This window comes from Burkholderia sp. BCC0397 (assembly GCF_902832865.1).
In the GTDB taxonomy this organism is placed as follows: Bacteria; Pseudomonadota; Gammaproteobacteria; order Burkholderiales; family Burkholderiaceae; genus Burkholderia.
Map to the genome: position 1 here is coordinate 682452 of NZ_CADFDL010000004.1, position 21290 is coordinate 703741.

The 21290-nt window shown below is 68.8% G+C and carries 22 protein-coding genes; 11 read left to right on the forward strand and 11 right to left on the reverse strand.

All coding sequences use genetic code 11. The features are described 5' to 3' along the window. Window positions 1–33 precede the first annotated feature (33 nt). Window positions 34–1596, reverse strand: a complete 1563-nt coding sequence (locus tag HWX03_RS17265; protein WP_175871973.1) for an AMP-binding protein — start codon at window positions 1594–1596, stop codon at window positions 34–36. 240 nt (window positions 1597–1836) lie between these two features. Between HWX03_RS17265 and ybaK the strand changes: the two genes are divergently transcribed. Beyond that, entirely contained in the window at window positions 1837–2328 is a 492-nt protein-coding gene (gene ybaK, locus HWX03_RS17270; protein ID WP_175871974.1) for a Cys-tRNA(Pro) deacylase, read from the forward strand. Between the two features lie 116 nt (window positions 2329–2444). After that, window positions 2445–3083 (forward strand): glycerol-3-phosphate 1-O-acyltransferase PlsY, encoded by a 639-nt coding sequence (plsY, locus tag HWX03_RS17275; RefSeq protein WP_027785242.1) that lies wholly within the window; start codon window positions 2445–2447, stop codon window positions 3081–3083. A 79-nt stretch (window positions 3084–3162) separates the two neighbouring features. On the opposite strand, the gene HWX03_RS17280 is transcribed toward plsY, so the two are convergent. Then, window positions 3163–3648 (reverse strand): YajQ family cyclic di-GMP-binding protein, encoded by a 486-nt coding sequence (locus tag HWX03_RS17280; RefSeq protein ID WP_006482217.1) that lies wholly within the window; start codon window positions 3646–3648, stop codon window positions 3163–3165. Window positions 3649–3784: 136 nt separating this feature from the next. Between HWX03_RS17280 and murB the strand changes: the two genes are divergently transcribed. Next, complete coding sequence (murB, locus tag HWX03_RS17285) at window positions 3785–4834, forward strand: UDP-N-acetylmuramate dehydrogenase (protein WP_175871975.1); 1050 nt, start codon at window positions 3785–3787, stop codon at window positions 4832–4834. An 88-nt stretch (window positions 4835–4922) separates the two neighbouring features. Here the strand turns inward: murB and argF are convergent, their stop codons facing one another. After that, the gene (argF, locus tag HWX03_RS17290) at window positions 4923–5852 is read right to left on the reverse strand and encodes an ornithine carbamoyltransferase (RefSeq protein WP_174433794.1); all 930 of its coding nucleotides are present in this window, start codon (window positions 5850–5852) and stop codon (window positions 4923–4925) included. Between the two features lie 412 nt (window positions 5853–6264). On the opposite strand from argF, the gene HWX03_RS17295 reads away from it, so the two are divergent. Next, a complete protein-coding gene (locus HWX03_RS17295; RefSeq protein ID WP_006482210.1) occupies window positions 6265–6585 on the forward strand; it encodes a DUF3579 domain-containing protein in 321 nt (106 codons plus the stop codon). Between the two features lie 156 nt (window positions 6586–6741). Here the strand turns inward: HWX03_RS17295 and rpsT are convergent, their stop codons facing one another. Beyond that, the gene (rpsT, locus tag HWX03_RS17300) at window positions 6742–7014 is read right to left on the reverse strand and encodes a 30S ribosomal protein S20 (RefSeq protein ID WP_121859527.1); all 273 of its coding nucleotides are present in this window, start codon (window positions 7012–7014) and stop codon (window positions 6742–6744) included. Between the two features lie 304 nt (window positions 7015–7318). On the opposite strand from rpsT, the gene murJ reads away from it, so the two are divergent. Both murJ and HWX03_RS17310 read left to right on the forward strand, forming a co-directional pair. Beyond that, window positions 7319–8869, forward strand: a complete 1551-nt coding sequence (gene murJ, locus HWX03_RS17305; protein WP_174390097.1) for a murein biosynthesis integral membrane protein MurJ — start codon at window positions 7319–7321, stop codon at window positions 8867–8869. Between the two features lie 8 nt (window positions 8870–8877). Beyond that, complete coding sequence (locus HWX03_RS17310) at window positions 8878–9720, forward strand: SirB1 family protein (RefSeq protein WP_174390096.1); 843 nt, start codon at window positions 8878–8880, stop codon at window positions 9718–9720. 132 nt (window positions 9721–9852) lie between these two features. On the opposite strand, the gene adk is transcribed toward HWX03_RS17310, so the two are convergent. From adk to lpxK, 4 genes are all read right to left on the reverse strand, one after another. After that, complete coding sequence (gene adk, locus HWX03_RS17315) at window positions 9853–10515, reverse strand: adenylate kinase (protein ID WP_174390095.1); 663 nt, start codon at window positions 10513–10515, stop codon at window positions 9853–9855. A gap of 208 nt (window positions 10516–10723) precedes the next feature. After that, on the reverse strand, window positions 10724–11515 hold the full coding sequence (gene kdsB, locus HWX03_RS17320) for a 3-deoxy-manno-octulosonate cytidylyltransferase (RefSeq protein ID WP_174433792.1): 792 nt from the start codon (window positions 11513–11515) through the stop codon (window positions 10724–10726). A 124-nt stretch (window positions 11516–11639) separates the two neighbouring features. After that, the gene (locus HWX03_RS17325; protein WP_006482216.1) at window positions 11640–11834 is read right to left on the reverse strand and encodes a Trm112 family protein; all 195 of its coding nucleotides are present in this window, start codon (window positions 11832–11834) and stop codon (window positions 11640–11642) included. Next, a complete protein-coding gene (gene lpxK, locus HWX03_RS17330; RefSeq protein WP_175871976.1) occupies window positions 11815–12843 on the reverse strand; it encodes a tetraacyldisaccharide 4'-kinase in 1029 nt (342 codons plus the stop codon). Before lpxK ends, HWX03_RS17325 begins: the two co-directional genes overlap by 20 nt. A gap of 450 nt (window positions 12844–13293) precedes the next feature. Here lpxK and xseA point away from each other — a divergent pair, with 450 nt between their 5' ends. Both xseA and sodB read left to right on the forward strand, forming a co-directional pair. After that, window positions 13294–14676 carry an exodeoxyribonuclease VII large subunit gene (gene xseA, locus HWX03_RS17335; RefSeq protein ID WP_175871977.1) on the forward strand — a complete coding sequence of 461 codons (1383 nt, stop codon included), beginning with the start codon at window positions 13294–13296 and terminating at the stop codon, window positions 14674–14676. Window positions 14677–14906: 230 nt separating this feature from the next. Further along, window positions 14907–15485 carry a superoxide dismutase [Fe] gene (gene sodB, locus HWX03_RS17340; RefSeq protein ID WP_175871978.1) on the forward strand — a complete coding sequence of 193 codons (579 nt, stop codon included), beginning with the start codon at window positions 14907–14909 and terminating at the stop codon, window positions 15483–15485. A 103-nt stretch (window positions 15486–15588) separates the two neighbouring features. Here sodB and chrA read toward each other — a convergent pair whose 3' ends face one another. Both chrA and HWX03_RS17350 read right to left on the reverse strand, forming a co-directional pair. Continuing rightward, the gene (gene chrA, locus HWX03_RS17345) at window positions 15589–16821 is read right to left on the reverse strand and encodes a chromate efflux transporter (protein WP_175871979.1); all 1233 of its coding nucleotides are present in this window, start codon (window positions 16819–16821) and stop codon (window positions 15589–15591) included. 106 nt (window positions 16822–16927) lie between these two features. Continuing rightward, a complete protein-coding gene (locus tag HWX03_RS17350; RefSeq protein WP_175871980.1) occupies window positions 16928–17635 on the reverse strand; it encodes a Crp/Fnr family transcriptional regulator in 708 nt (235 codons plus the stop codon). An 81-nt stretch (window positions 17636–17716) separates the two neighbouring features. Between HWX03_RS17350 and HWX03_RS17355 the strand changes: the two genes are divergently transcribed. The 3 genes from HWX03_RS17355 to HWX03_RS17365 all read left to right on the forward strand — a co-directional run bounded on the left by HWX03_RS17355 (window position 17717) and on the right by HWX03_RS17365 (window position 19989). Next, window positions 17717–18241 carry an Mpo1-like protein gene (locus tag HWX03_RS17355; protein ID WP_175871981.1) on the forward strand — a complete coding sequence of 175 codons (525 nt, stop codon included), beginning with the start codon at window positions 17717–17719 and terminating at the stop codon, window positions 18239–18241. After that, complete coding sequence (locus HWX03_RS17360) at window positions 18234–19292, forward strand: 2-dehydropantoate 2-reductase (RefSeq protein ID WP_175871982.1); 1059 nt, start codon at window positions 18234–18236, stop codon at window positions 19290–19292. The genes HWX03_RS17355 and HWX03_RS17360 overlap by 8 nt, the downstream gene beginning before the upstream one ends. A gap of 91 nt (window positions 19293–19383) precedes the next feature. Further along, window positions 19384–19989 (forward strand): methyltransferase domain-containing protein, encoded by a 606-nt coding sequence (locus HWX03_RS17365; RefSeq protein ID WP_175871983.1) that lies wholly within the window; start codon window positions 19384–19386, stop codon window positions 19987–19989. 19 nt (window positions 19990–20008) lie between these two features. Here HWX03_RS17365 and HWX03_RS17370 read toward each other — a convergent pair whose 3' ends face one another. Continuing rightward, window positions 20009–21283 carry an EAL domain-containing protein gene (locus tag HWX03_RS17370; RefSeq protein WP_175871984.1) on the reverse strand — a complete coding sequence of 425 codons (1275 nt, stop codon included), beginning with the start codon at window positions 21281–21283 and terminating at the stop codon, window positions 20009–20011. Window positions 21284–21290: the final 7 nt, after the last annotated feature.

Consider the following 21290-nt stretch of genomic DNA (forward strand, 5'->3'; position numbering starts at 1 on the left):
CGCGGATGCGGGCTCCAGCGCGCGGCGCCCGCGTCAGACCAGCTCGCGCAGCCGGTGCTTGAGCACCTTGCCGGTCGACGCGGCCGGCAGCGCATCGAGCACGCGGATGTGCGCGGGGCGCTTGTAAGCCGTGAGCCGATCCGTGCACCATGCGTGCAATGCCGTTTCGTCCGCCGCAGCGCCCGGCACCAGTTCGACGAACGCCAGCACTTCCTCGTTGCCTTCGATCGCGCGGCCGATCACGGCCGCCTGCACGACGTCCGGGTGCGCGTTCAGCACCTGCTCGACCTCGACCGGATACACGTTGAAGCCCGAGCGGATGATCAGCTCCTTGCTGCGGCCTACGATCGTCACCGCGCCGTCCGCCTCCTGCCGCGCGAGATCGCCAGTGCTCAGCCAGCCGTCCGGCGACACGGCCGCGCGCGTCGCGTCCGCGTTGCGGTAGTAGCCGAGCATCACGTTCGGCCCGCGCACGCGGATCTCGCCGACTTCGCCCGGCGGCACGTCGGTGCCGTCCGGCGCGACGATCCTCATGTCGACGCCCGGAATCGGCACGCCGACCGAGCTGTCCGTGCGCGGCGCGTCGAGCGGCGTCTGCGTGATCGTCGGGCTGCTTTCGGTCATCCCGTAGCCGTTATGCAGCGGCACGCCGTACAGGCGCTCGACGCGGGCCTTCAGGTTCGCATCGAGCGGCGAGCCGCCCGAATACGCGAAGCGCAGCCGCGGCGCGCGCCATGCGTGGCCGTGCGTGTGCAGATGTTCGAGCAGCTTCGCGTGCATCGCCGGCACACCCTGGAAGATCGTGACACCTTCGTCGGCGAGCGCGACGCGGATGGCTTCCGGCGCGAAGCGCGGCGCGAGCCGCAGCGTCGCGCCCGCGTACAGGCTGCCGAGGCACACCGATGCGAGCCCGTACACGTGCGACACGGGCAGCACCGTGTAGACGACGTCGTCGGGCGACACGCGGCGCAGCGTGCTCGACGTCGCCGCGATGAACAGCAGGTTGCGGTGCGACAGCATCACGCCTTTCGGCGTACCGGTCGTGCCCGTCGTGTAGATCAGCGCCGCGCATTGCTCGGCGCCGTCGGCGGCCACCGGTTCGGCGGGCGCGCTCGCATCGACCCGATACGACCACGCGCCGATGTCGACCGGCAGCGCACCGGCGGGCGTGGCGCCGAGCCGCTCGGCATGGGCGCGCGCGTCGGCCGATGCGTCGGTCGTGAACGCGATCAGCTTCGGGCGCGCGTGCGCGGCGATCGCGTCGAGCTCGGCGGCCGACAGCCGCGCGTTCGACACGAGCGCCCAGGCGTCGATGCGGGCGGCCGCGAACAGCAGCACGATCTGCGCGACGCAGTTTTCCGCGACGATCATCACGCGGTCGCCGCCTTGCACGCCGAGGTTCGCCAGCCGCGCGGCCGCCGCCTCGACGGCCTGCGCCAGATCGCCGTACGACAGGCGGCGCGCATCTTCGATCAGCGCCGGATGCGCGGGCGACTGCGCGGCCCGATGGGCAGGCACGTCGGCGATGCGGCGTGGCAGCGCGGCGAGCAGCGCATCGACGTCGAGCGATTCGGATGAACGGGGGGGCGAGGGCATGGCGTCTCCAGATGAGGGGCCGGCGGCGGCCGACGACGTTTGCGAACGATCGTGCCATGACGGCGCGCGCGCCACAATCGGCCAATCGGGCAATAGCGCTTCGCGATGTTCGCAACGATGATGAGCGGAATCGTCGTCGCGATGCGGCGGGCCACCCGGCGGAAAAACGGGCCGCGAGTATACCGTCGGCGCGGGCACGCCATTGCGCGCCCGTTGATCGTTCGCCATTAAAATGCCGCCATGAGCAAATCCAGACACGTGTCCGAAACCCCCGCGACCCAGTTGCTGCGCCGTCATGGCGTCGCCTTCGGCGAGCATCCGTACGAATACGTCGAGCACGGCGGCACCGGCGAATCGGCGCGCCAGCTCGGCGTCGACGAGCACAGCGTCGTGAAGACGCTCGTGATGGAAGACGAACACGCGAAGCCGCTGATCGTGCTGATGCACGGCGACCGCACCGTGTCGACGAAGAATCTCGCGCGGCAGATCGGCGCGAAGCGCGTCGAGCCGTGCAAGCCCGAGGTCGCGAACCGCCATTCGGGCTATCTCGTCGGCGGCACGTCGCCGTTCGGTACACGCAAGGCGATGCCCGTCTACGTCGAGGCGACGATCCTCGAATTTCCGACGATCTACCTGAACGGCGGCCGGCGCGGCTACCTCGTCAGCCTCGCGCCGGCGGTGCTCACGTCGCTGCTCGGTGCGCAGCCGGTGCAGTGCGCGAGTGTCGACTGAGGGTTTCACCTTCGTGGCAGTCCGCGCCCGTTCGGTAGAATGGGCGCCGTTTCGGCTTGCCGGCTTGCCGCGCACGGCCGTCCCTTTCCCGATACGTTGAAAGAAGAGTTCCCCGCATGCAGATCCTGCTCGCCGCCCTCGTTGCCTACCTGATCGGTTCGGTGTCGTTCGCCGTCGTCGTCAGCGCCACGATGGGCCTGGCCGACCCCCGTTCGTACGGGTCGAAGAATCCCGGCGCGACCAACGTGCTGCGCAGCGGCAACAAGAAGGCCGCGATCCTGACGCTCGTCGGCGACGCATTCAAGGGCTGGATCGCCGTCTGGCTCGCCCGGCACTTCGGCCTGCCCGACGTCGCGGTCGCGTGGGTCGCGATCGCCGTGTTCCTTGGTCACCTGTACCCGGTGTTCTTCCGCTTCCAGGGCGGCAAGGGCGTCGCGACCGCGGCGGGCGTGCTGCTCGCCGTGCACCCCGTGCTCGGGCTCGCGACCGCGCTGACCTGGCTGATCGTCGCGTTCTTCTTCCGCTATTCGTCGCTCGCGGCGCTGGTGGCGGCCGTGTTCGCGCCGGTATTCGACGTGTTCCTGTTCGGCACCGGCCATAACCCGGTCGCATGGGCCGTGCTCGCGATGAGCGTGCTGCTCGTGTGGCGTCACCGCGGCAACATTTCGAAGCTGCTCGCGGGGCAGGAGAGCCGGATCGGCGACAAGAAGAAGGCGGCCGCGGACGGCGGCGCGCAGGACGGCGGGAAAGCCTGAGAACGCGCGGCGCTTGCCGCGCGCCGGGCGCGCCGCGTAGGCGGGGCCCGGCCGGATGACGCGACGGGCCGGCGGCCGGTCAGTCGCGGAAGTTGTTGAAGTCGAGCGGCGTGTCGGTCACGTCCTTGCGCAGCATCGCGATCGTGCTTTGCAGGTCGTCGCGCTTCGTGCCCGAGATGCGCACCGCGTCGCCCTGGATGCTCGCCTGCACCTTGATCTTGCTGTCCTTCACGAGGCGCACGATCTTCTTCGCGAGGTCGCCCGTCACGCCTTTCTTCACGGTGACGATCTGCTTGACCTTGTCGCCGCCGATCTTCTCGACCTTGCCGTAGTCGAGGAAGCGCACGTCGACGTTGCGCTTGGCCAGCTTGCCGATCAGCACGTCCTTGACCTGGCCGAGCTTGAAATCGTCGTCGGCGAACAGCGTCAACTCGCGTTCCTTCTGCTCGACGCGTGCGTCGGAGCCCTTGAAGTCGAAGCGCGTCGAAATTTCCTTGTTCGACTGCTCGATGGCGTTCTTCACTTCGATCATGTTCGCTTCGGAAACGACGTCGAACGATGGCATGGCATTCTCCCTTGAGATGCGGGCACCCGGCTCGCGCGCGGGCACTCGCTATAATTGCGGACTGTTTGCCATTTTACCGATGCCCTTCCGTTTGCCCAAGGCCGGCCATGCGCCGCCCGGGCCGACGTGACCGCGAATGCCGATGCCTCCTGACGATTCCGCCCTGTCGCTGCTTCCCGACCATCCGCTCGCCGCGCACAACACGTTCGGCATCGCCGCGCGCGCGCGCTTCGCCGCGCGCGTCACGCAGGCGGCGCAGTTCGAGGCGCTGCATCGCGACCCGCGGGTCGCGAACCTGCCGCAGCTCGTGCTCGGCGGCGGCAGCAATATCGTGTTCACACGCGATTTCGACGGCATTGTGCTGCTCGACGAGATCGCCGGCCGCCGCGTCGTGCGCGAGGACGACGACGCGTGGTACGTCGAGGCCGGCGGCGGCGAGAACTGGCACGCGTTCGTCGCGTGGACGCTCGAGCACGGGATGCCGGGCCTCGAGAATCTCGCGCTGATCCCGGGCACCGTCGGCGCCGCGCCGATCCAGAACATCGGCGCGTACGGCCTCGAGATGAAGGCGTATTTCGATTCGCTGGTCGCGGTCGAGCTGGCGACGGGGCGTAGCGAGCGTTTCGACGCCGCGCGCTGCGCGTTCGGCTATCGCGATAGTTTCTTCAAGCGGGAAGGGCGCGGCCGGTTCGCGATCGTCGCGGTGACGTTCCGGCTGCCGAAGCAATGGACGCCGCGGCTCGGCTACGCGGACGTCACGCGCGAGCTCGATGCACGCGGCATCGCGGCCGATGCGGCGACGCCGCGCGACGTGTTCGATGCGGTCGTCGCGATCCGCCGCGCGAAGCTGCCCGATCCGCTGGTGCTCGGCAATGCGGGCAGTTTCTTCAAGAATCCGGTGATCGACGCCGCGCAGTTCGAGGCGCTGCGCGCCCGCGCGCCGGAGGTCGTGTCGTATCCGCAGCCGGACGGGCACGTGAAGCTCGCGGCCGGCTGGTTGATCGACCGCTGCGGCTGGAAGGGGCGCGCGCTGGGCGCGGCGGCCGTGCACGACCGCCAGGCGCTCGTGCTCGTCAATCGCGGCGGCGCGACGGGCGCCGAGGTGCTTGCGCTGGCGCGGGCGATCCAGGCTGACGTGCGCGCGCGGTTCGGCGTCGAGCTGGAGGCGGAGCCGGTCTGCCTGTAACGCAGCGCGCACGCCGGTTTCGGCGCATCCAAACGAAAAGCGCCGATCGTTCGACCGGCGCTTTTTTACGCGGGTGCGTTGCGGCGCGTCAGTGCTTGAGGCGACCGAGCAGCAGGAACTCCATCAGCGCCTTCTGCACGTGCAGGCGGTTTTCCGCCTCGTCCCACACGACGCTCTGCGGGCCGTCGATCACGCCGGCCGTCACTTCCTCGCCGCGGTGCGCGGGCAGGCAGTGCATGAAGAGGGCGTCCGGATTCGCGTGGCCCATCATTTCCTCGTCGACGCACCAGTCGGCAAACGCCTGCATGCGTGCTTCGTTCTCGGCTTCGAACCCCATGCTCGTCCACACGTCGGTCGTCACGAGATCGGCGCCCTTGCACGCTTCGTTCGGATCGTCGAACACCTCGTAGAACGGCGCGCTGTCGGGCGACACGAGCTTCATGTCGAGCGCATAGCCGGGCGGCGTCGACAGGCGCAGCTTGAAGCCGAGGATCTGCGCGGCTTCGATCCACGTATAGAGCATGTTGTTCGCGTCGCCGACCCACGCGACGGTCTTGCCGGCGATCGGGCCGCGGTGCTCGTAGTACGTGAAGATGTCCGCGAGCACCTGGCACGGGTGGTAGTCGTTGGTCAGGCCGTTGATCACCGGCACGCGGGAGTTCTGCGCGAAGCGAGTGATCACGTCCTGCTCGAACGTCCGGATCATGATGATGTCGACCATCCGCGAGATGACCTGCGCGGAATCCTCGACGGGTTCGCCGCGGCCGAGCTGCGTGTCGCGTGTGCTCATGAAGACGGCGTGGCCGCCGAGCTGGAAGATCCCGGCCTCGAACGACAGGCGCGTGCGCGTCGAGCTCTTCTCGAAGATCATCGCGAGCGTGCGGTCGTGCAGCGGGTGGTAGGTCTCGTAGTTCTTGAATTTGCGCTTCAGGATACCCGTGCGTTCGAGCACGTACTCGTAGTCTTCCAGCGAGAAATCCTTGAACTGCAGGTAGTGACGAATGGTTTTGGCGGTCATGAAACGAAATACGGCGGGTTTCACCCGGCAGCGAGGCCGGACGGCGCCGCCGTCGGGTGTGGATAACTCAAAGCAGCATAAAGGATTTTCTGTGCTTTGACGAGCCGTGGAGCGACGCGGGACAGGATCGTCGCGCGCGGCCGGCGGTGCGGGAAGGCAGGCGTCGGGACGACGCGCGATGGCGCGCTGCGGTATAATCCAAAAGTTTTCTCCAGCCCGGCAGGCAAGGCTTTTCGCGCTCTGCCGGACACAAGCCGTGCGCTGCACAAATCCGGTGCAGTCCACCGGCGGCGCGCATCGACGCCCCGTTTTCGGGATATCGATCGGCTCGTGCCGCCGACCCTCCAGCTTTGTGTTCGCGTATCCAGGCGCCGTTGCCTGGACATCGCCGGGCCGTCACTTGGGTAACCACATGGCTGAAACCCCTCCGACCGAATTTTTCATCCAGGGCATCACGAAAGACGGGAAAAAGTTTCGCCCGAGCGACTGGTCGGAACGTCTGGCCGGTGTGATGGCCTGCTTCGGGCCGGGGGCGAGCGGGCCGAATGCGCGTCTCAAGTATTCGCTGTACGTGCGCCCGACGATGCTCGGCGACCTGAAATGCGTGATCCTCGATTCGCGGTTGCGCGACATCGAGCCGATGGCTTTCGATTTCGTGCTGAATTTCGCGAAGGACAACAACCTCGTCGTGACCGAGGCGTGCGAACTGCCGGATTACAACGCGAAGAAGTGAGTGATGCCGACGGGCGAGGGCGCGTGCCGCGCCCGCCCGGGCAAATGCCGCTGCCGCGCATGATGCGCCGGCGACAGGCAACAAAAAAGCCCGCCTAGGCGGGCTTTTTTGCGATCGCAGGAAACAGGAACGCCCGCGCGAGCGGGCGCACCGGAGTTACGCTGCTGCCTGCACGCCTTTGACGGCTGCGGCCAGGCGGCTCTTGCTGCGAGCGGCCTTGTTCTTGTGAACGATCTTCTTGTCGGCGATCGTGTCGATCGTCTTCACGGCAGCCTTGAACAGCTCGGCAGCCTTTGCCTGGTCGCCGGCTTCAACAGCCTTGCGAACCGACTTGATCGCGGTACGGAATTTCGAGCGCAGCGCCGAGTTGTGCGAGTTTGCCTTCGCGGCCTGGCGGGCGCGCTTGCGTGCTTGTGCGGAGTTAGCCATGACGGTTCCTTATCCTGTCCTGTTTCCAGAGCTTGGAGCCTGACGGCCAAGCGCTGCTTTTCGATCCGTCCCCTGAGAACGATTGCCCAGGGGCGCATAAAAAAACGGTGAGTTTAACCGAGGCCGGGACATGAAAACGGCAGTTGCCGTGCATGTACGAGCCCAGAAACCGGCGATTATAACAACAAAATCAAGCGAGTGGCAAGTTCAACGTAACGCCCGCCGGATGGGGCGCCGGCGGCGGGTGCGCTTTTCGGCATCGGCCGGTGGCCGCGTCGCGCAACGTCCGTATAATAAGCGCCCCATGAATCTATTCCGAGCCCTGCTGACGGTCAGCGGCTTCACGCTGCTGTCGCGCGTGACCGGACTGGCCCGCGAGACGCTGATCGCCCGTGCGTTCGGCGCCAGTCAATACACCGACGCGTTCTACGTCGCCTTCCGTATCCCGAACCTGCTGCGCCGCCTGTCCGCCGAAGGCGCGTTCTCGCAGGCGTTCGTGCCGATCCTCGCCGAGTTCAAGAACCAGCAGGGGCACGATGCGACGAAGGCGCTCGTCGACGCGATGTCCACCGTGCTCGCGTGGGCGCTGGCCGTGCTGTCGGTCGTCGGCATCGCCGGCGCGTCGTGGGTCGTGTTCGCGGTCGCGTCCGGCCTGCACAGCGACGGCCAGGCGTTCCCGCTCGCGGTCACGATGACGCGGATCATGTTCCCGTACATCGTGTTCATTTCGCTGACCACGCTCGCCTCCGGCGTGCTGAACACGTACAAGAGCTTCTCGCTGCCCGCGTTCGCGCCGGTGCTGCTCAACGTCGCGTTCATCGCCGCGGCCGTGTTCGTCGCGCCGCACCTGAAGGTGCCGGTCTACGCGCTCGCGTGGGCCGTCATCGTCGGCGGCGTGCTGCAGTTTCTCGTGCAGCTGCCGGGCCTGAAGAAGATCGACATGGTGCCGCTGATCGGCGTCAACCCGCTGCGCGCGCTGCGTCATCCGGGTGTGAAGCGCGTGCTCGCGAAGATGGTGCCCGCGACGTTCGCGGTGTCCGTCGCGCAATTGTCGCTGATCATCAACACCAACATCGCGTCACGGCTCGGGCAGGGGGCGGTGTCGTGGATCAATTACGCCGACCGCCTGATGGAATTCCCGACGGCGCTGCTCGGCGTCGCGCTCGGCACGATCCTGCTGCCGAGCCTGTCGAAGGCGCACGTCGACGCCGATTCGCACGAATATTCGGCGCTGCTCGACTGGGGGCTGCGCGTCACGTTCCTGCTCGCGGCGCCGAGCGCGCTCGCGCTGTTCTTCTTCGCGACGCCGCTCACCGCGACGCTGTTCAACTACGGCAAGTTCGACGCGCATACCGTCACGATGGTCGCGCGGGCGCTCGCCACCTACGGGATCGGCCTCGTCGGCATCATCCTGATCAAGATCCTCGCGCCGGGCTTCTATGCGAAGCAGGACATCAAGACGCCGGTGAAGATCGCGATCGGCGTGCTCATCGTCACGCAGCTCTCGAACTACGTGTTCGTGCCGCTGCTCGGTGCTGCGGGCCTCACGCTGAGCATCGGCGTCGGCGCGTGCCTGAATTCGCTGCTGCTGTTCCTCGGGCTGCGCAAGCGCGGCATCTACCAGCCGTCGCCGGGCTGGCTGCGCTTCTTCGTGCAGCTCGTCGGCGCGGCGCTCGTGCTCGCGGGCCTGATGCACTGGTGCGCGATCAGTTTCGACTGGACCGGGATGCGTGCGCAGCCGCTCGATCGCATTGCGCTGATGGCTGCGTGCCTCGTGCTGTTTGCTGCACTATATTTCGGTATGTTGTGGGTGATGGGCTTCAAATACGCTTATTTCAGAAGGCGCGCCAAGTGACGACCGCAATGACCCGCGTCCTCGACTACTTCAGCACGCTCGTGGCGGACGACGACAGTCTGCCCGTCACGGAAGCCGCGCTGTCGCTGGCGCAGGACGCGTATCCCGACCTCGACCTGCAGGGCACGCTGGCCGAACTCGACATGCTGGCGGCGCGGCTGCGCCGGCGGCTCGCCGACGATACGGACCTGAAGGGCCGCGTCGCCGCGCTGACCGACTTCTTCTTCCGCGAGCTGGGGTTCGCGTGCAATCACAACGATTACTACGACCCCGATAACAGCCACCTGAACGCCGTGCTGAAACGGCGGCGCGGGATCCCGATCTCGCTGTCGGTGCTGTACCTGGAGCTCGCCGAGCAGATCGGCGTGCCGGCGCGCGGCGTCTCGTTCCCCGGCCATTTCCTGCTGCGCGTGACGCTGCCGGACGGCGACCTGATCATCGATCCGACCAACGGCCATTCGCTGTCCGAAGCCGAGATGGTCGAGATGCTCGAGCCGTACGTCGCGCGTGCCGCCGGTGCGGTCGACAGCGCGTTGCGCGCGCTGCTGCAGCCCGCGACGAGCCGCGAGATCATCGCGCGGATGCTGCGCAACCTGAAGACGATCTATCTGCAGACGGAACGCTGGCAGCGGCTGCTCGCGGTGCAGCAGCGGCTCGTGATCCTGCTGCCCGAGCAGCTCGACGAGGTGCGCGACCGCGGCTTCGCGTATGCGCGGCTCGACTACCTGCGCCCCGCGCTCGAGGATCTCGAGCAGTATCTCGGCGAGCGGCCCGAGGCGGAAGACGCGACCGTCGTCGAGTCGCAGGTCAGCGAATTACGGCAGCGGATGCAGCGCGACGGCGAGGATTGAGCCGCCGGCGCACCGCTGCCCGCACACGGAAAGAACGCCCGCATCGCGGGCGTTTTTCTTGCGCGCGCCAATCGCGGCAGGCGAAAAAAAAGCCGCCCGGAACGGGCGGCTTGCGGGTGCGCGACGCGCTGCTTACTTCAGTGCGCCAAACGCGCGCTCGCGGATTTCGTCGACGGTGCCGAGGCCCGAGATCTTGCGATACTGCGGTGCCTTCAGACCGTTTTCCTCGCCACGCTGCGACCAGTCGCCGTAGTACGTGATCAGCGGCTTGGTCTGCGCTTCGTACACTTCGAGACGCTTTTTGACAGTTTCTTCCTTGTCGTCGTCGCGCTGGATCAGCGGTTCGCCCGTCACGTCGTCGTGACCTTCGACCTTCGGCGGGTTGAACTTGACGTGGTACGTGCGCCCCGATGCCGGGTGCGTGCGGCGGCCGCTCATGCGCTCGACGATTTCCGAGAACGGGACGTCGATCTCGAGCACGTAGTCGATCGCGACGCCGGCTTCCTTCATCGCGTCAGCCTGCGCGATCGTGCGCGGGAAGCCGTCGAACAGATAGCCGTTCGCGCAGTCGGATTCCTTCAGGCGTTCCTTGACGAGGCCGATGATCAGCGCGTCCGGCACGAGCTTGCCGGCATCCATGTAGCCCTTCGCCTCGACGCCGAGCGGCGTGCCGGCCTTCACGGCCGCGCGCAGCATGTCGCCCGTCGAGATTTGCGGAATCCCGAATTTTTCCTTGATGAAGTTTGCTTGGGTGCCCTTTCCCGCGCCGGGCGCGCCCAACAGGATCAAACGCATGGTGATATCTCCAAGTATGTAGATTCGTGTGGCGAGACACAAAGGCGTCGGCGACAGCGGGCGCGGGGCTTGCCCGGCGCGCGGCGGACCGGTCTGATGCGGCGCGTCGGCTTGGGCGACGCGCGGCTGCCGGCAGTGCCACGGGTGGGGTCAAGCGAGGACGCGCTGGTCGCGGACGGCTCGCACAATCGCCTGATTATGCCACGGGTTATTTTGAACCCGGCTGAAAAAGGGCCTGCACGCGCGCGAGATCGGCCGGCGTGTCGATGCCGGCTTCGGGCGCGGACGCGGTGATCAGCACCGCGATGCGCTCGCCGTGCCACAGCGCGCGCAGCTGTTCGAGCTGCTCGGCTTGTTCGATCGGCGCCTGCGCGAGCGACGGATAAGTGCGCAGAAAACGCGCGCGATACGCATAGAGGCCGATGTGCCGATAGACCGGGAAAGCCGGTGCTGGCATGGCTGCGACGTTGGGCCAGTGCGGCTGGTAGGCGTCGCGGCTCCACGGAATCGGCGCGCGCGAGAAGTACAGCGCGACGCTCTGCGCGTCGAGCGCGACCTTCACGACGTTCGGGTTGAACACGTCGGCCGCATCGTGGATCGGATGGGCTGCGGTCGCGATCGCGCAGGCCGGATGCGCGGCCAGGTGCGACGCTACGTCGCGCACGAGCACGGGGTCGATCAGCGGCTCGTCGCCCTGCACGTTGACGACGACGGTGTCGTCGCGCCAGCCGAAGGCCGCCGCGACTTCCGCGAGCCGATCGGTGCCGGACGGATGGTCGGCTCGCGTGAGCACCGCTTCGAAGCCGTGGTCGCGCGCCGCGTCGAGCACGCTTTGCGCGTCGGATGCGACGAGCACCTGCTGCGCGCCCGCTTCGCGCGCGCGCTCGGCGACGCGCACGACCATCGGCTTGCCGCCGAGATCGGCGAGCGGCTTGTTCGGGAGCCGCGTCGACGCGAGCCGGGCGGGAATGACGGCGATGAAGGGTGGCGGGTGAGTCATCGGGGAGCGCTGAGAAGGACGGGGCGGGCGACGCCGGAAGCCGGTCGCCCGGCGGAGTGCGGCGACCCGGCCGGGGCCGGGCCGTCAGTGTCGAATCGGTGCGCCGGGCGAGCGGCGCGGCGGTTCAGCGGCCGGCCGGGTCGACCGGCGTGCCTTCGACGGTCTGGCGCGCTTCGTCGACGAGCATCACGGGGATGCCGTCGCGGATCGGGTAGGCGAGCTTGTCCGCGTTGCAGATCAGCTCCTGCGCGGCACGGTCGTAGTGGAGCGGGCCTTTGCAGATAGGGCACACAATGATTTCAAGCAGGCGAGCGTCCACGGAGTTTCTCCACAACGAGGGCAATGAGGCGAGGGTCGAGCGCGGCTTCGACGGGGACAACCCACAGTCGGGCGTCGCGCCAGGAAGCGCCCAATTTTACTGCATCCTTCTCGGTGATCAGGATCGCATCGACGGCATCGTCGACGAACGGATTGTCGACGAACGCGTAATGGTCGGGCAGCGCGCGGGTCGCCGGCGCAAGGCCGGCCGCGCGCAGCGTCGCGAAGAAGCGTTCCGGCGCGCCGATGCCGGCCGCGGCGAGCACGCGCTCGTTCGCGAATTGCGACAGCGGGCGGCGCAGCGCGGGCTGGTCGAGATGCCACGCGGCGCCCGGCGTCAGCGCGAGCGCGTAGGTGTCGGGCCATGGCGGCAGCGCGCCGCTGTACGGGTCGTTGACGAGCGTCGCGTCGCGGTGCCGCGACAGCGGCTCGCGCAGCGGCCCGGCCGGCAGCAGGAAGCCGTTGCCACCGAGCCGGTGGTCGAATACGACGAGTTCGACGGTGCGCGCGAGGCGGTAATGCTGGAGGCCGTCGTCGCTGACGATCACGTCGACGTCCGGATGCGCGGCGCGCAGCGCCTGCGCGGCCGCGACGCGGTCCGGGCACACCCACACGGGCGCGCCGGTGCGGCGCGCGATCAGCAGCGGTTCGTCGCCGGCCGCGCCCGCGCGCGACGCCGGCGTGACGGCGGTCGGCGCCTTCACGTTCGCGCCGTAGCCGCGCGACACGACGCCGGGCGTGAAGCCGGCCGCGCGCAGCGCGTCGACGAGCGCGATCACGGTCGGTGTCTTGCCGGTGCCGCCGACGGTCACGTTGCCGACCACGACGACGGGCACGCCGACATCGACCGGCTGCTTCCAGCCTTGCATGTAAGCGGTGCGCCGCAGCGCCGCGCACAGGCCGAACACGCATGCGAACGGCGTGAGCGCCCACGCGAGCGCGCCGCGCCGCTGCCATTCGCGTGTCAGACGCGCTTCGAGTCGCGCGAGCGGGCCGCCGGGCGCGCTCATCGGGCCGGGCGTGGCGCGTCGTGCGCCGCGGCGAGGGACGGATTCGTCAAGGCGGATTCTCCGTTGGGCGGCGCATGCCGCAGGATCGGTGGAAGGCGGCACTCTAGCGCGCCGCACGCCGGCGCGGCAAGGGCGACTGGCCGCCGTAGCTCACGGGGCCGGATCGGCGCGGCCTGTGGATAACTCTGTGAAAAACTCCCCGCTCGATTGCCTCAAACGCCCGTCCGGCGGGCATCGAATCGGATGAGAATCATTTCGAAAGGTTTAAAAAATTATAAAAATCAACGCGTTACGAGGAATCGTCTGGTTTTTTTAGCGGTTTCCGAGCGTTTTACGCGGACGAATGCCAGAGTGTGGACACCTTTCCGCGCGCGGCGGCGAATGCGGCGGCGCTGGACGCCGCGCGCGTGTCGGACTATCGTGACGCCGCCTGCATTCATCCGACCGCCCATGCTTTCCGATTCTCCTTTTTCCGCCCCCGGCGCCACGCGCGGCGGCGACGAAGTGATTCCCGTTTCGGCGCTCAATCGTGCGATTTCGACGATGCTCGAGCGTTCGTTTCCGCTGCTGTGGATTTCCGGCGAAGTGTCGAATTTCACGCGCGCCGCGAGCGGCCACTGGTATTTCTCGATCAAGGACCAGCAGGCGCAGATGCGCTGCGTGATGTTCCGCGGCCGCGCCCAATACGCGGAATTCACGCCGCGCGAAGGCGACCGCATCGAGGTGCGCGCGGTCGTCACGATGTACGAGCCGCGCGGCGAAGTGCAGCTCAACGTCGAAGCCGTGCGGCGCACCGGGCAGGGGCGCCTGTACGAGGCGTTCCTGCGGCTGAAGGCGCAGCTCGAAGGCGAGGGCCTGTTCGCCCCCGAGCGCAAGCGGCCGTTGCCGGCCCACCCGCGCGCGATCGGCATCGTCACGTCGCTGCAGGCCGCCGCGCTGCGCGACGTGCTGACGACGCTCGCCCGGCGCGCGCCGCATATTCCGGTGATCGTCTATCCGGCGCCCGTGCAGGGCGCCGGTTCCGCCGACAAGCTCGTCGCGGCCGTCGCGACCGCGAATGCGCGGCGCGAGGTCGACGTGCTGCTGGTCTGTCGCGGCGGCGGCTCGATCGAGGATCTGTGGTCGTTCAACGACGAAGCGCTGGCGCGCGCGATCGCGGCGAGCGAATTGCCGGTCGTCAGCGGCGTCGGGCACGAAACCGATTTCACGATCGCGGACTTCGCGGCCGACCTGCGTGCGCCGACACCGACCGGCGCGGCCGAGCTCGCGAGCCCGCAGCGCGCGCTGCTGCTGCGCGAGGTCGACGAGCGCCAGCGTGCGCTCGCGCGCGGCATGGCGCGCCGGCTCGAACAGCGTGCGCAGCAGCTCGACTGGCTCGCGCGCCGGCTCGTGAGCCCGGCCGAGCGGCTGCAGCGGCAGCGCACGCACGTCGAACAGCTCGCGGTGCGGCTGGCGTCGGCGGCATCGCGGCCGGTGCGCGATGCACGTGCGCGTTTCGCGCTGGCGCAACTGCGCTGGCAGCGCGCGCGGCCCGATCCGTCACAGGCGGGCCATGCGCTCGCGGGGCTGTCGCAACGTCTCGCGGTCGCATTGCAGCGCCGTCATGAACGCGACACGGCGCGTGTGTCAGCCTGTGCGGCACGGCTCGAGGTGCTGAGCCCGCAGCGCACGCTCGAGCGCGGCTATGCGGCGCTGATCGATGCGCAGACGGGCCGCGCGGTGCGCGCGCCGAACGCGCTGAAGCCGCAGCGGCGCCTGACCGTGCATCTCGCCGAAGGCTCGGCGGACGTGTCGCTCGCCGACGTGCAGCCGCGGCTGACCGATACGATCTGACGTAAGCGGCGCGAGCGAAACGCGAGGAACGTCGCAACGCGTGCGGCGCGGCCGGGCACGAATGCTGCGCATCGTCGGGTTGGTCCTGCCGGACGTTGCGCCAGCATCGCTTTTTCGCATACTGCGGATAAATGGCCCGTGAGTTTGCGGGGTTATTCGTCCTCGCCTACAATCGGACGCTCGGCAGCATTCAACACAAGCCCCCCTACATACTCAACGAAGGAATCGCCATGGCTCATACGCTCCCGCCGCTCCCGTACGCTGAAGACGCACTCGCGCCGACCATCTCGCTCGAGACGATCCAGTACCACTACGGCAAGCATCATCAGGCTTATGTGACGAACCTGAACAATCTGATCCCGGGCACGGAATTCGAAAACCTGCCGCTGGAAGAGATCATCAAGAAGTCGTCGGGCGGCATCTTCAACAACGCCGCGCAAATCTGGAATCACACGTTCTTCTGGAACAGCCTGTCGCCGAACGGCGGCGGCGCACCGACGGGCGCGCTGGGCGATGCGATCACCGCGAAGTGGGGTTCGTACGACGCGTTCAAGGAAGCGTTCACGAAGGCCGCGGTCGGCACGTTCGGTTCGGGCTGGGCATGGCTGGTGAAGAAGGCTGACGGTTCGCTCGACATCGTGTCGACGAGCAACGCAGCGACGCCGCTGACGACCGCCGACAAGGCGCTGCTGACGATCGACGTGTGGGAACACGCGTACTACATCGACTACCGCAATGCCCGTCCGAAGTTCGTCGAAGCGTTCTGGAACATCGTGAACTGGGACTTCGCAGCGAAGAACTTCGCGTAAGTCCGGCACCTGCGCGCCGCCACGGCGCGCGGCATCGAAAAAAGCCCTCGTTTCGAGGGCTTTTTGTTTTTGGTCCCGCTCCGAACGTGCCGCGTCGGCCGGATCAGCCGGCCATGCCGAGCAGCCAGCCGAGCGTCGCGCTCGCGATCACGACGGCCCACGGCGGCACGCGCCAGAACACCAGCGCGACGAAGGCGACCAGTGCGGCGGCCAGGTCGCGCGGCGCGACGATCGTGTCGGTCCACACCGGGTGATAGAGCGCGGCGAGCAGCAGCCCGACGACGGCTGCGTTCACGCCGGCGAGCGCGGCCTGCATCTGCGCGCTGCGGCGCAGGCGCTCCCAGAATGGCACGGTGCCGGCGATGAGCAGGAACGACGGCGCGAAGATCGACACGAGTGCGATCATGCCGCCGAGCCAGCCGTTCGGCGCATCGCGCATCGCGCATCGCGCATCGCGCAGCGACGCACCGAGGAATGCCGAGAACGTGAACAGCGGCCCTGGCACCGCCTGCGCGACCCCATACCCGGCGAGAAACGCCGAATCGCCGACCCAGCCGGGCGCGACTACCGCCGCCTGCAGCAGCGGCAGCACCACATGGCCGCCGCCGAACACGAGCGCGCCCGTGCGGAAGAACGCATCGACGACGGCGAGCGTATCGGAGCGCAGCGCGCGGGCCGCGAACGGCAGCGCGACGAGCAGCGCCGCGAACACTGCGAGCCACAGCACCCCTGCGCGGCGCGATACGTGCAGCGGCAACGGTTCGTGCGCGTCGCGCGCCGGTTGCGGCAGCAGGACGAGACCGGTCGCCCCGGCCGCGACGATCACCGCGATTTGCGTCCAGGCGGCCGGCGCGAGCAGCGCGACACATGCGGCTGCGGCCATCAGCGTGACGCGCCGCGCATCCGGACACAGCGTGCGCGCCATGCCCCACACGGCTTGCGCGATCACCGCGACCGACACGATGCGCAGCCCGTGCAGCGCGCCGGCTTCGATCGGCGCGCCCGTTGCATGAACGCCGAGCGCGAACAGCATCATCAGCAGCGCCGACGGCAGCGTGAAACCGAGCCATGCGGCGAACATGCCGGCATAGCCGGCACGCGCGAGACCGATCGCCATCCCGACCTGGCTGCTCGCCGGTCCCGGCAGGAACTGGCACAGCCCGACGAGATCGGCATAGGTGCGCTCGGTGAGCCAGCCGCGCCGCGTGACGAATTCCGCGCGAAAGTAGCCGAGATGCGCGACCGGCCCCCCGAACGACGTGAGGCCGAGCCGCAGGAACGCGATGAATACGGGCCACGGATGACGGGCGGAGGCGGGGAGGGTCGACGTATTCAAGGCGGTGCGCGCGGCGGACGGAACGAGCCGCCACGATAGCGCAACTCGGCGGCCGCGGGCTGCGCGTAGCGGCCGATAGAGGTTGATCGAGACCGTTGTGCGGCGTTCAGTACGTGCCGTCGCCGAGCCCGCTCGCGCGGCGCAGCGCGTCGATGTCCACGAGCTCGATCTCGCCGACGTGCAGCCGCACGACGCCGTCGGCCTGCAGCGCCTTCAGCAACTGGTTGGTGGTCTGCCGCGTCAGCGACAGCATCGACGCGAGCGTTTCCTGCGACAGCCGGATGTGCATGCGCCCGGCGCTGATGCCGCCGTAGCCTTCGGCGATCATCAGCAGCCGCGCGGCGAGCCGCTGCGCGGCCGGCATCACGCTCATCGACTCGACGGTCAGGAAGCTCAGGCGCAGCTTTTGCGCCATCAGCAGCGCGAACTGCCGCCAGTATTGCGGCGTCGTATCGAGGATCGCGAGCAGCGCGGCCTGCGGCACGTGCAGCAGCAGCGCGTCGTCGAGCGCGATGGCGTCGTGCGTGCGCGGCTGGCCGTCGAACAACGCGATCTCGCCGAACCACGTGACGGGCTCGGCCACCGTCAGCAGCGCTTCCTTGCCCTGCGGATCGACCGCACCTATCGTGAGTGAACCGGCCAGTACCGCGTACAGCCCGCACGGCGGGTCGCCGCGCCGGAACAGCGCGTGGCCGGCCGGCAGACGGCGCAGCGTCGCGCGGGCGATCAGCGCCGCGCGTAGCGCGGGCGGCAGCGCGGCGAACCACGGGTTCGCTTCGATCTGCGGCAGGTACGGGGCGAGCGAGGCAGGCATGGGCACGCGATGTCGGGTAGCTGACAGAGGTTCTCGGGCGTGACGCGCATCATAGCGCTCAATAACCGATCAGGAGACGCCATGAAAACCCTCGAAGACCATCTTTCCCAGTATGCGGCCTACCATCGCGACGCGCGCAACATCGCGACGCATCTGGTCGGCATCCCGATGATCGTGTTTGCGGTCGAGGTGTTGCTGTCGCGGCCGGCGATCGGGGCGCTGGCCGGTATCGCGCTGTCGCCGGCGCTGCTGTTCGCCGTCGTGTCCGCGGTGTTCTACCTGCGTCTCGACCTGCGGTTCGGGATCGTGATGACCGTGCTGCTCGCGCTCGGCCTGTGGGCCGCGCAGTCGCTGGCGCCGCTGCCGACCGTGCAATGGCTCGCGATCGGTATCGGCGCGTTCGTCGTCGGCTGGATCGTGCAGTTCGTCGGGCACTGGTTCGAAGGCCGCAAGCCCGCGTTCGTCGACGATCTGGTCGGCCTGATCGTCGGGCCGCTGTTCGTCGTCGCCGAGGTCGCGTTCTTCGCGGGGCTGCGCGGCGACGTGCGCCGCGAAGTCGAGCGGCGCGCGGGCCCCGTGCATGGCGGCGCGCATTCGCATGTCTGATGGGCCGGCCGGGCCGGTCTGCGTGTTCGGCGCGGGGGCGGTCGGCTGCTATCTCGGCGGCCGCCTCGCGGCGGGCGGCGCGCACGTGACGCTCGTCGGCCGCGCGCGGATCGGCGACGCGATACATCTGCATGGGCTCACGCTGACCGATCAGCGCGGTTATCGCGCGGCGCTGGCGCCGGCCGATGTCGGATTCGCGACCGATGATCCGGCCGCGGCGGCCGACGCACGGCTCGTGCTCGTCACGGTGAAGTCGGCGGCCACGCGCGAGGTCGCCGCGCAACTGGCCGGCGTACTGCGGCCCGGCACGATCGTGATCAGCTTCCAGAACGGCCTGCACCACGCCGACACGCTACGCGACGCGCTACCGCAAGCGACCGTGCTGGCCGGCATGGTGCCGTTCAACGTGATCGAGCGCGAGCCCGGCGCGTTTCACCAGGGTTCGGCCGGTACGCTCGCGGCCGACGCGTCGCCCGCGCTGCGGTCGTTCACCGGCCTGTTCGCGCGCGCCGGATTGCCGCTCGTGCTGCATCGCGACATGCGCGCCGTGCAGTGGGCGAAGCTGCTGCTCAACCTGAACAACGCTGTCAACGCGCTCGCGAACCTGCCGCTGCGCGACGAACTTGCCCAACGCACGTACCGGCGCTGCGTCGCATTGGCCCAGCGCGAGGCGCTGCACTGGCTGGCGCGGGCCGCGATCCGGCCTGCGCGGTTGACGCCGCTGCCGGCCGCCTGGATCCCGGCCGTGCTCGATCTGCCCGATGCGGCTTTTCGCGTGCTCGGCGGCCGGATGCTCGCGATCGATCCGTTGGCGCGGTCGTCGATGTCCGACGATCTCGCGGCGCGCCGCGCGACCGAAGTCGACTGGATCAACGGTGAAATCGTGCGGCTGGCCGGGCGCTTCGGTGCGCCGGCGCCGGTCAATGCGCGCCTGTGCGCGCTCGTCCACGACGCGGAAAGCGCGGCGGCGCGTCCGGCGTGGCGCGGCGATGCGCTGTGGGCCGACCTGTCCGCGCAGGCGCTACGTGCGGGCCACGTGCCGGCCGCGTAGGCCGGTGTCGCGCCATCCGCCGGGGGCGCGGGCCGTGCGCAACGGCTAAGATGCGGAGTGCGTCATACGACGCCTTTGCGGAGCAATCGCCATGGTGGATCGCCCGACTCTCGATGCCTACGAGGCTCATGCCGCGCAATACGCGCAGGACTGGCTCGACCAGGCTGCGCCCGACGACACGTACGCGTTGCTCGAACAGCATTTTTCGCCAGGACTGACCGCCGACGTCGGCTGTGGCGCGGGGCGCGACACGGCCTGGCTCGCGTCGCGCGGCTTCGACGTGCGCGGCTACGACGCGAGCGCCGCGCTGCTCGACGAGGCGCGGCGGCGCCATCAGGGTCTGGTTTTCGAGCTGGCCGCGTTGCCGGCGCTGGCCGGCGTACCGTCCGGCGCGTTTCGCAACGTGCTGTGCGAAACGGTCGTCATGCATCTCGAACAGGCGGACGCAGCGGCCGCCGCCGCGCGGCTGGCCGATCTGCTGATGCCGGGCGGCACGCTGTACCTGAGCTGGCGGGTGGCCGGAAACGGCACGTTGCGCGACGAGCGCGGCCGCCTCTATACGTCGCTCGACTCGGCGCGGATGCGCGCGGCGCTGGGCGCCGGCGTGCAGGTGATCGACGAACACGAGGTCGTCAGCGCGTCGTCCGGCAAGCGCGTGCACCGGCTGATCGTGCGCAAGGCGGGCGGCGACGCATGAACGCGGCGCGCTGTCGGGTTCACTCGCGGCTGAGCGCCGCTTCCCAGTTGATGTCGACGCAGAGCACCTGCATGCCCGTCGCGGCCGGGGCGGCGATCGACGCGGTCACGCACAGGTGCGCCTCGTTGATCGACAGGTAGGGCGGCGTCAGGTGCACGCCGCCCGGCGCGCGCATCGCGTCGATGAAGTACGGGCGGCGTTCCCAGCTCGCGCCTTCGGAATGCAGCAGCGGCCGGAAGCGCTTCGCGCGTTGCGACACGCTGCCGCGCGCGAGCACGTTGTCGCCGATCTGGCGGCCCGACGCGTCGAGCAGGAAGCAGCGCGCGGTCTCGGGCAGCCCGAGCACGGCGGCCGCCGCATCGGTGAGCGATTCGCCCGCGCCGAGCTTGCGGCTCGCTTCCTCGAGCGCGGCGACGTACGGCGCGAGCCGTTCCGCCTGCGTGCGCTCGCGCTGCGCGACGCGCAGCCGCAACGCGGCCGACAGCGTATCCATGCAGCCCGCGGCGGCCTGCGGCTGCACGGGATCGACGCTTGGCCCCGCGAAGTACTGGCCCTGCACGAAATCGACGTCGCATTCGAGCGCGATCAGCGCGTCGCGTTCGGTCGCGAGCCCGCCCATCAGCACGAGCTGGCCGGATTCGTGCAGCAGCGACACGAGCCCCGGCAGCACGCGTTCGAGATGCGAGTGCTCGCTCGCCTGCGCGAGGATGCCGCGGTCGAGCGTGACGATGTCGGGATGCAGATGCCACACGCGATCGATGTTCGAATGCTTCGCGCCGAACCCGACGAGCGCGATCAGGAAGCCGGCCTTGCGCAGCCCGTCGATGATCGCCGCATAGCGCGGCGTCTCGCCGCCGGCCTGCTCGGGCACCTCGAGCACCACGCGGTGCGGCGGCAGCCCGAGCGCCTTCAGGTTCGCGAGCAGCGCGTCGCCGTAGATGGTGTCCATCAGCGCGGCCGGATGCAGGCTCAGGAAGAGCCATTCGTCGTGGCTGTCGAACGCGTGGAAGTTACCGAGATGCAGCGATTCGGCGAGCCGGCCGAGCTCGAGCAGGTCGCCGCGCCGCGCTGCCTGCGTGAACACCTCGTGCGACGCCACCTGGCGGCTTTCCTCGTCGTGCGCGCGCAGCGACGCGTGATAGCCGATCGCGCGCCGGTGCGACACCGAGAAAACGGGCTGGAACACGCTGAACACGGTGTAGCCGCCGTACAGCACGGTGCGCCGGTTCCCGTCGTCGCCGGCGATCGGGCGGGGCGGCTGAAAGCCGGGGGGATCGATTTCGATCATGCTCATGATGTCG

Excerpts from the sequence above, each read along its gene's own strand:
- HWX03_RS17360 (WP_175871982.1), top strand. The coding sequence starts at position 18,234 with ATGTCTGATGGGCCGGCCGGGCCGGTCTGCGTGTTCGGCGCGGGGGCG.
- adk (WP_174390095.1), bottom strand. The coding sequence starts at position 10,515 with ATGCGTTTGATCCTGTTGGGCGCGCCCGGCGCGGGAAAGGGCACCCAA.
- lpxK (WP_175871976.1), bottom strand. The coding sequence starts at position 12,843 with ATGAGCGCGCCCGGCGGCCCGCTCGCGCGACTCGAAGCGCGTCTGACA.
- murJ (WP_174390097.1), top strand. The coding sequence starts at position 7,319 with ATGAATCTATTCCGAGCCCTGCTGACGGTCAGCGGCTTCACGCTGCTG.
- murB (WP_175871975.1), top strand. The coding sequence starts at position 3,785 with ATGCCGATGCCTCCTGACGATTCCGCCCTGTCGCTGCTTCCCGACCAT.
- HWX03_RS17355 (WP_175871981.1), top strand. The coding sequence starts at position 17,717 with ATGAAAACCCTCGAAGACCATCTTTCCCAGTATGCGGCCTACCATCGC.
- HWX03_RS17310 (WP_174390096.1), top strand. The coding sequence starts at position 8,878 with ATGACCCGCGTCCTCGACTACTTCAGCACGCTCGTGGCGGACGACGAC.
- ybaK (WP_175871974.1), top strand. The coding sequence starts at position 1,837 with ATGAGCAAATCCAGACACGTGTCCGAAACCCCCGCGACCCAGTTGCTG.
- sodB (WP_175871978.1), top strand. The coding sequence starts at position 14,907 with ATGGCTCATACGCTCCCGCCGCTCCCGTACGCTGAAGACGCACTCGCG.
- HWX03_RS17350 (WP_175871980.1), bottom strand. The coding sequence starts at position 17,635 with ATGCCTGCCTCGCTCGCCCCGTACCTGCCGCAGATCGAAGCGAACCCG.
- HWX03_RS17295 (WP_006482210.1), top strand. The coding sequence starts at position 6,265 with ATGGCTGAAACCCCTCCGACCGAATTTTTCATCCAGGGCATCACGAAA.
- HWX03_RS17365 (WP_175871983.1), top strand. The coding sequence starts at position 19,384 with ATGGTGGATCGCCCGACTCTCGATGCCTACGAGGCTCATGCCGCGCAA.
- HWX03_RS17370 (WP_175871984.1), bottom strand. The coding sequence starts at position 21,283 with ATGAGCATGATCGAAATCGATCCCCCCGGCTTTCAGCCGCCCCGCCCG.
- kdsB (WP_174433792.1), bottom strand. The coding sequence starts at position 11,515 with ATGACTCACCCGCCACCCTTCATCGCCGTCATTCCCGCCCGGCTCGCG.
- HWX03_RS17265 (WP_175871973.1), bottom strand. The coding sequence starts at position 1,596 with ATGCCCTCGCCCCCCCGTTCATCCGAATCGCTCGACGTCGATGCGCTG.
- rpsT (WP_121859527.1), bottom strand. The coding sequence starts at position 7,014 with ATGGCTAACTCCGCACAAGCACGCAAGCGCGCCCGCCAGGCCGCGAAG.
- xseA (WP_175871977.1), top strand. The coding sequence starts at position 13,294 with ATGCTTTCCGATTCTCCTTTTTCCGCCCCCGGCGCCACGCGCGGCGGC.
- HWX03_RS17280 (WP_006482217.1), bottom strand. The coding sequence starts at position 3,648 with ATGCCATCGTTCGACGTCGTTTCCGAAGCGAACATGATCGAAGTGAAG.
- argF (WP_174433794.1), bottom strand. The coding sequence starts at position 5,852 with ATGACCGCCAAAACCATTCGTCACTACCTGCAGTTCAAGGATTTCTCG.
- plsY (WP_027785242.1), top strand. The coding sequence starts at position 2,445 with ATGCAGATCCTGCTCGCCGCCCTCGTTGCCTACCTGATCGGTTCGGTG.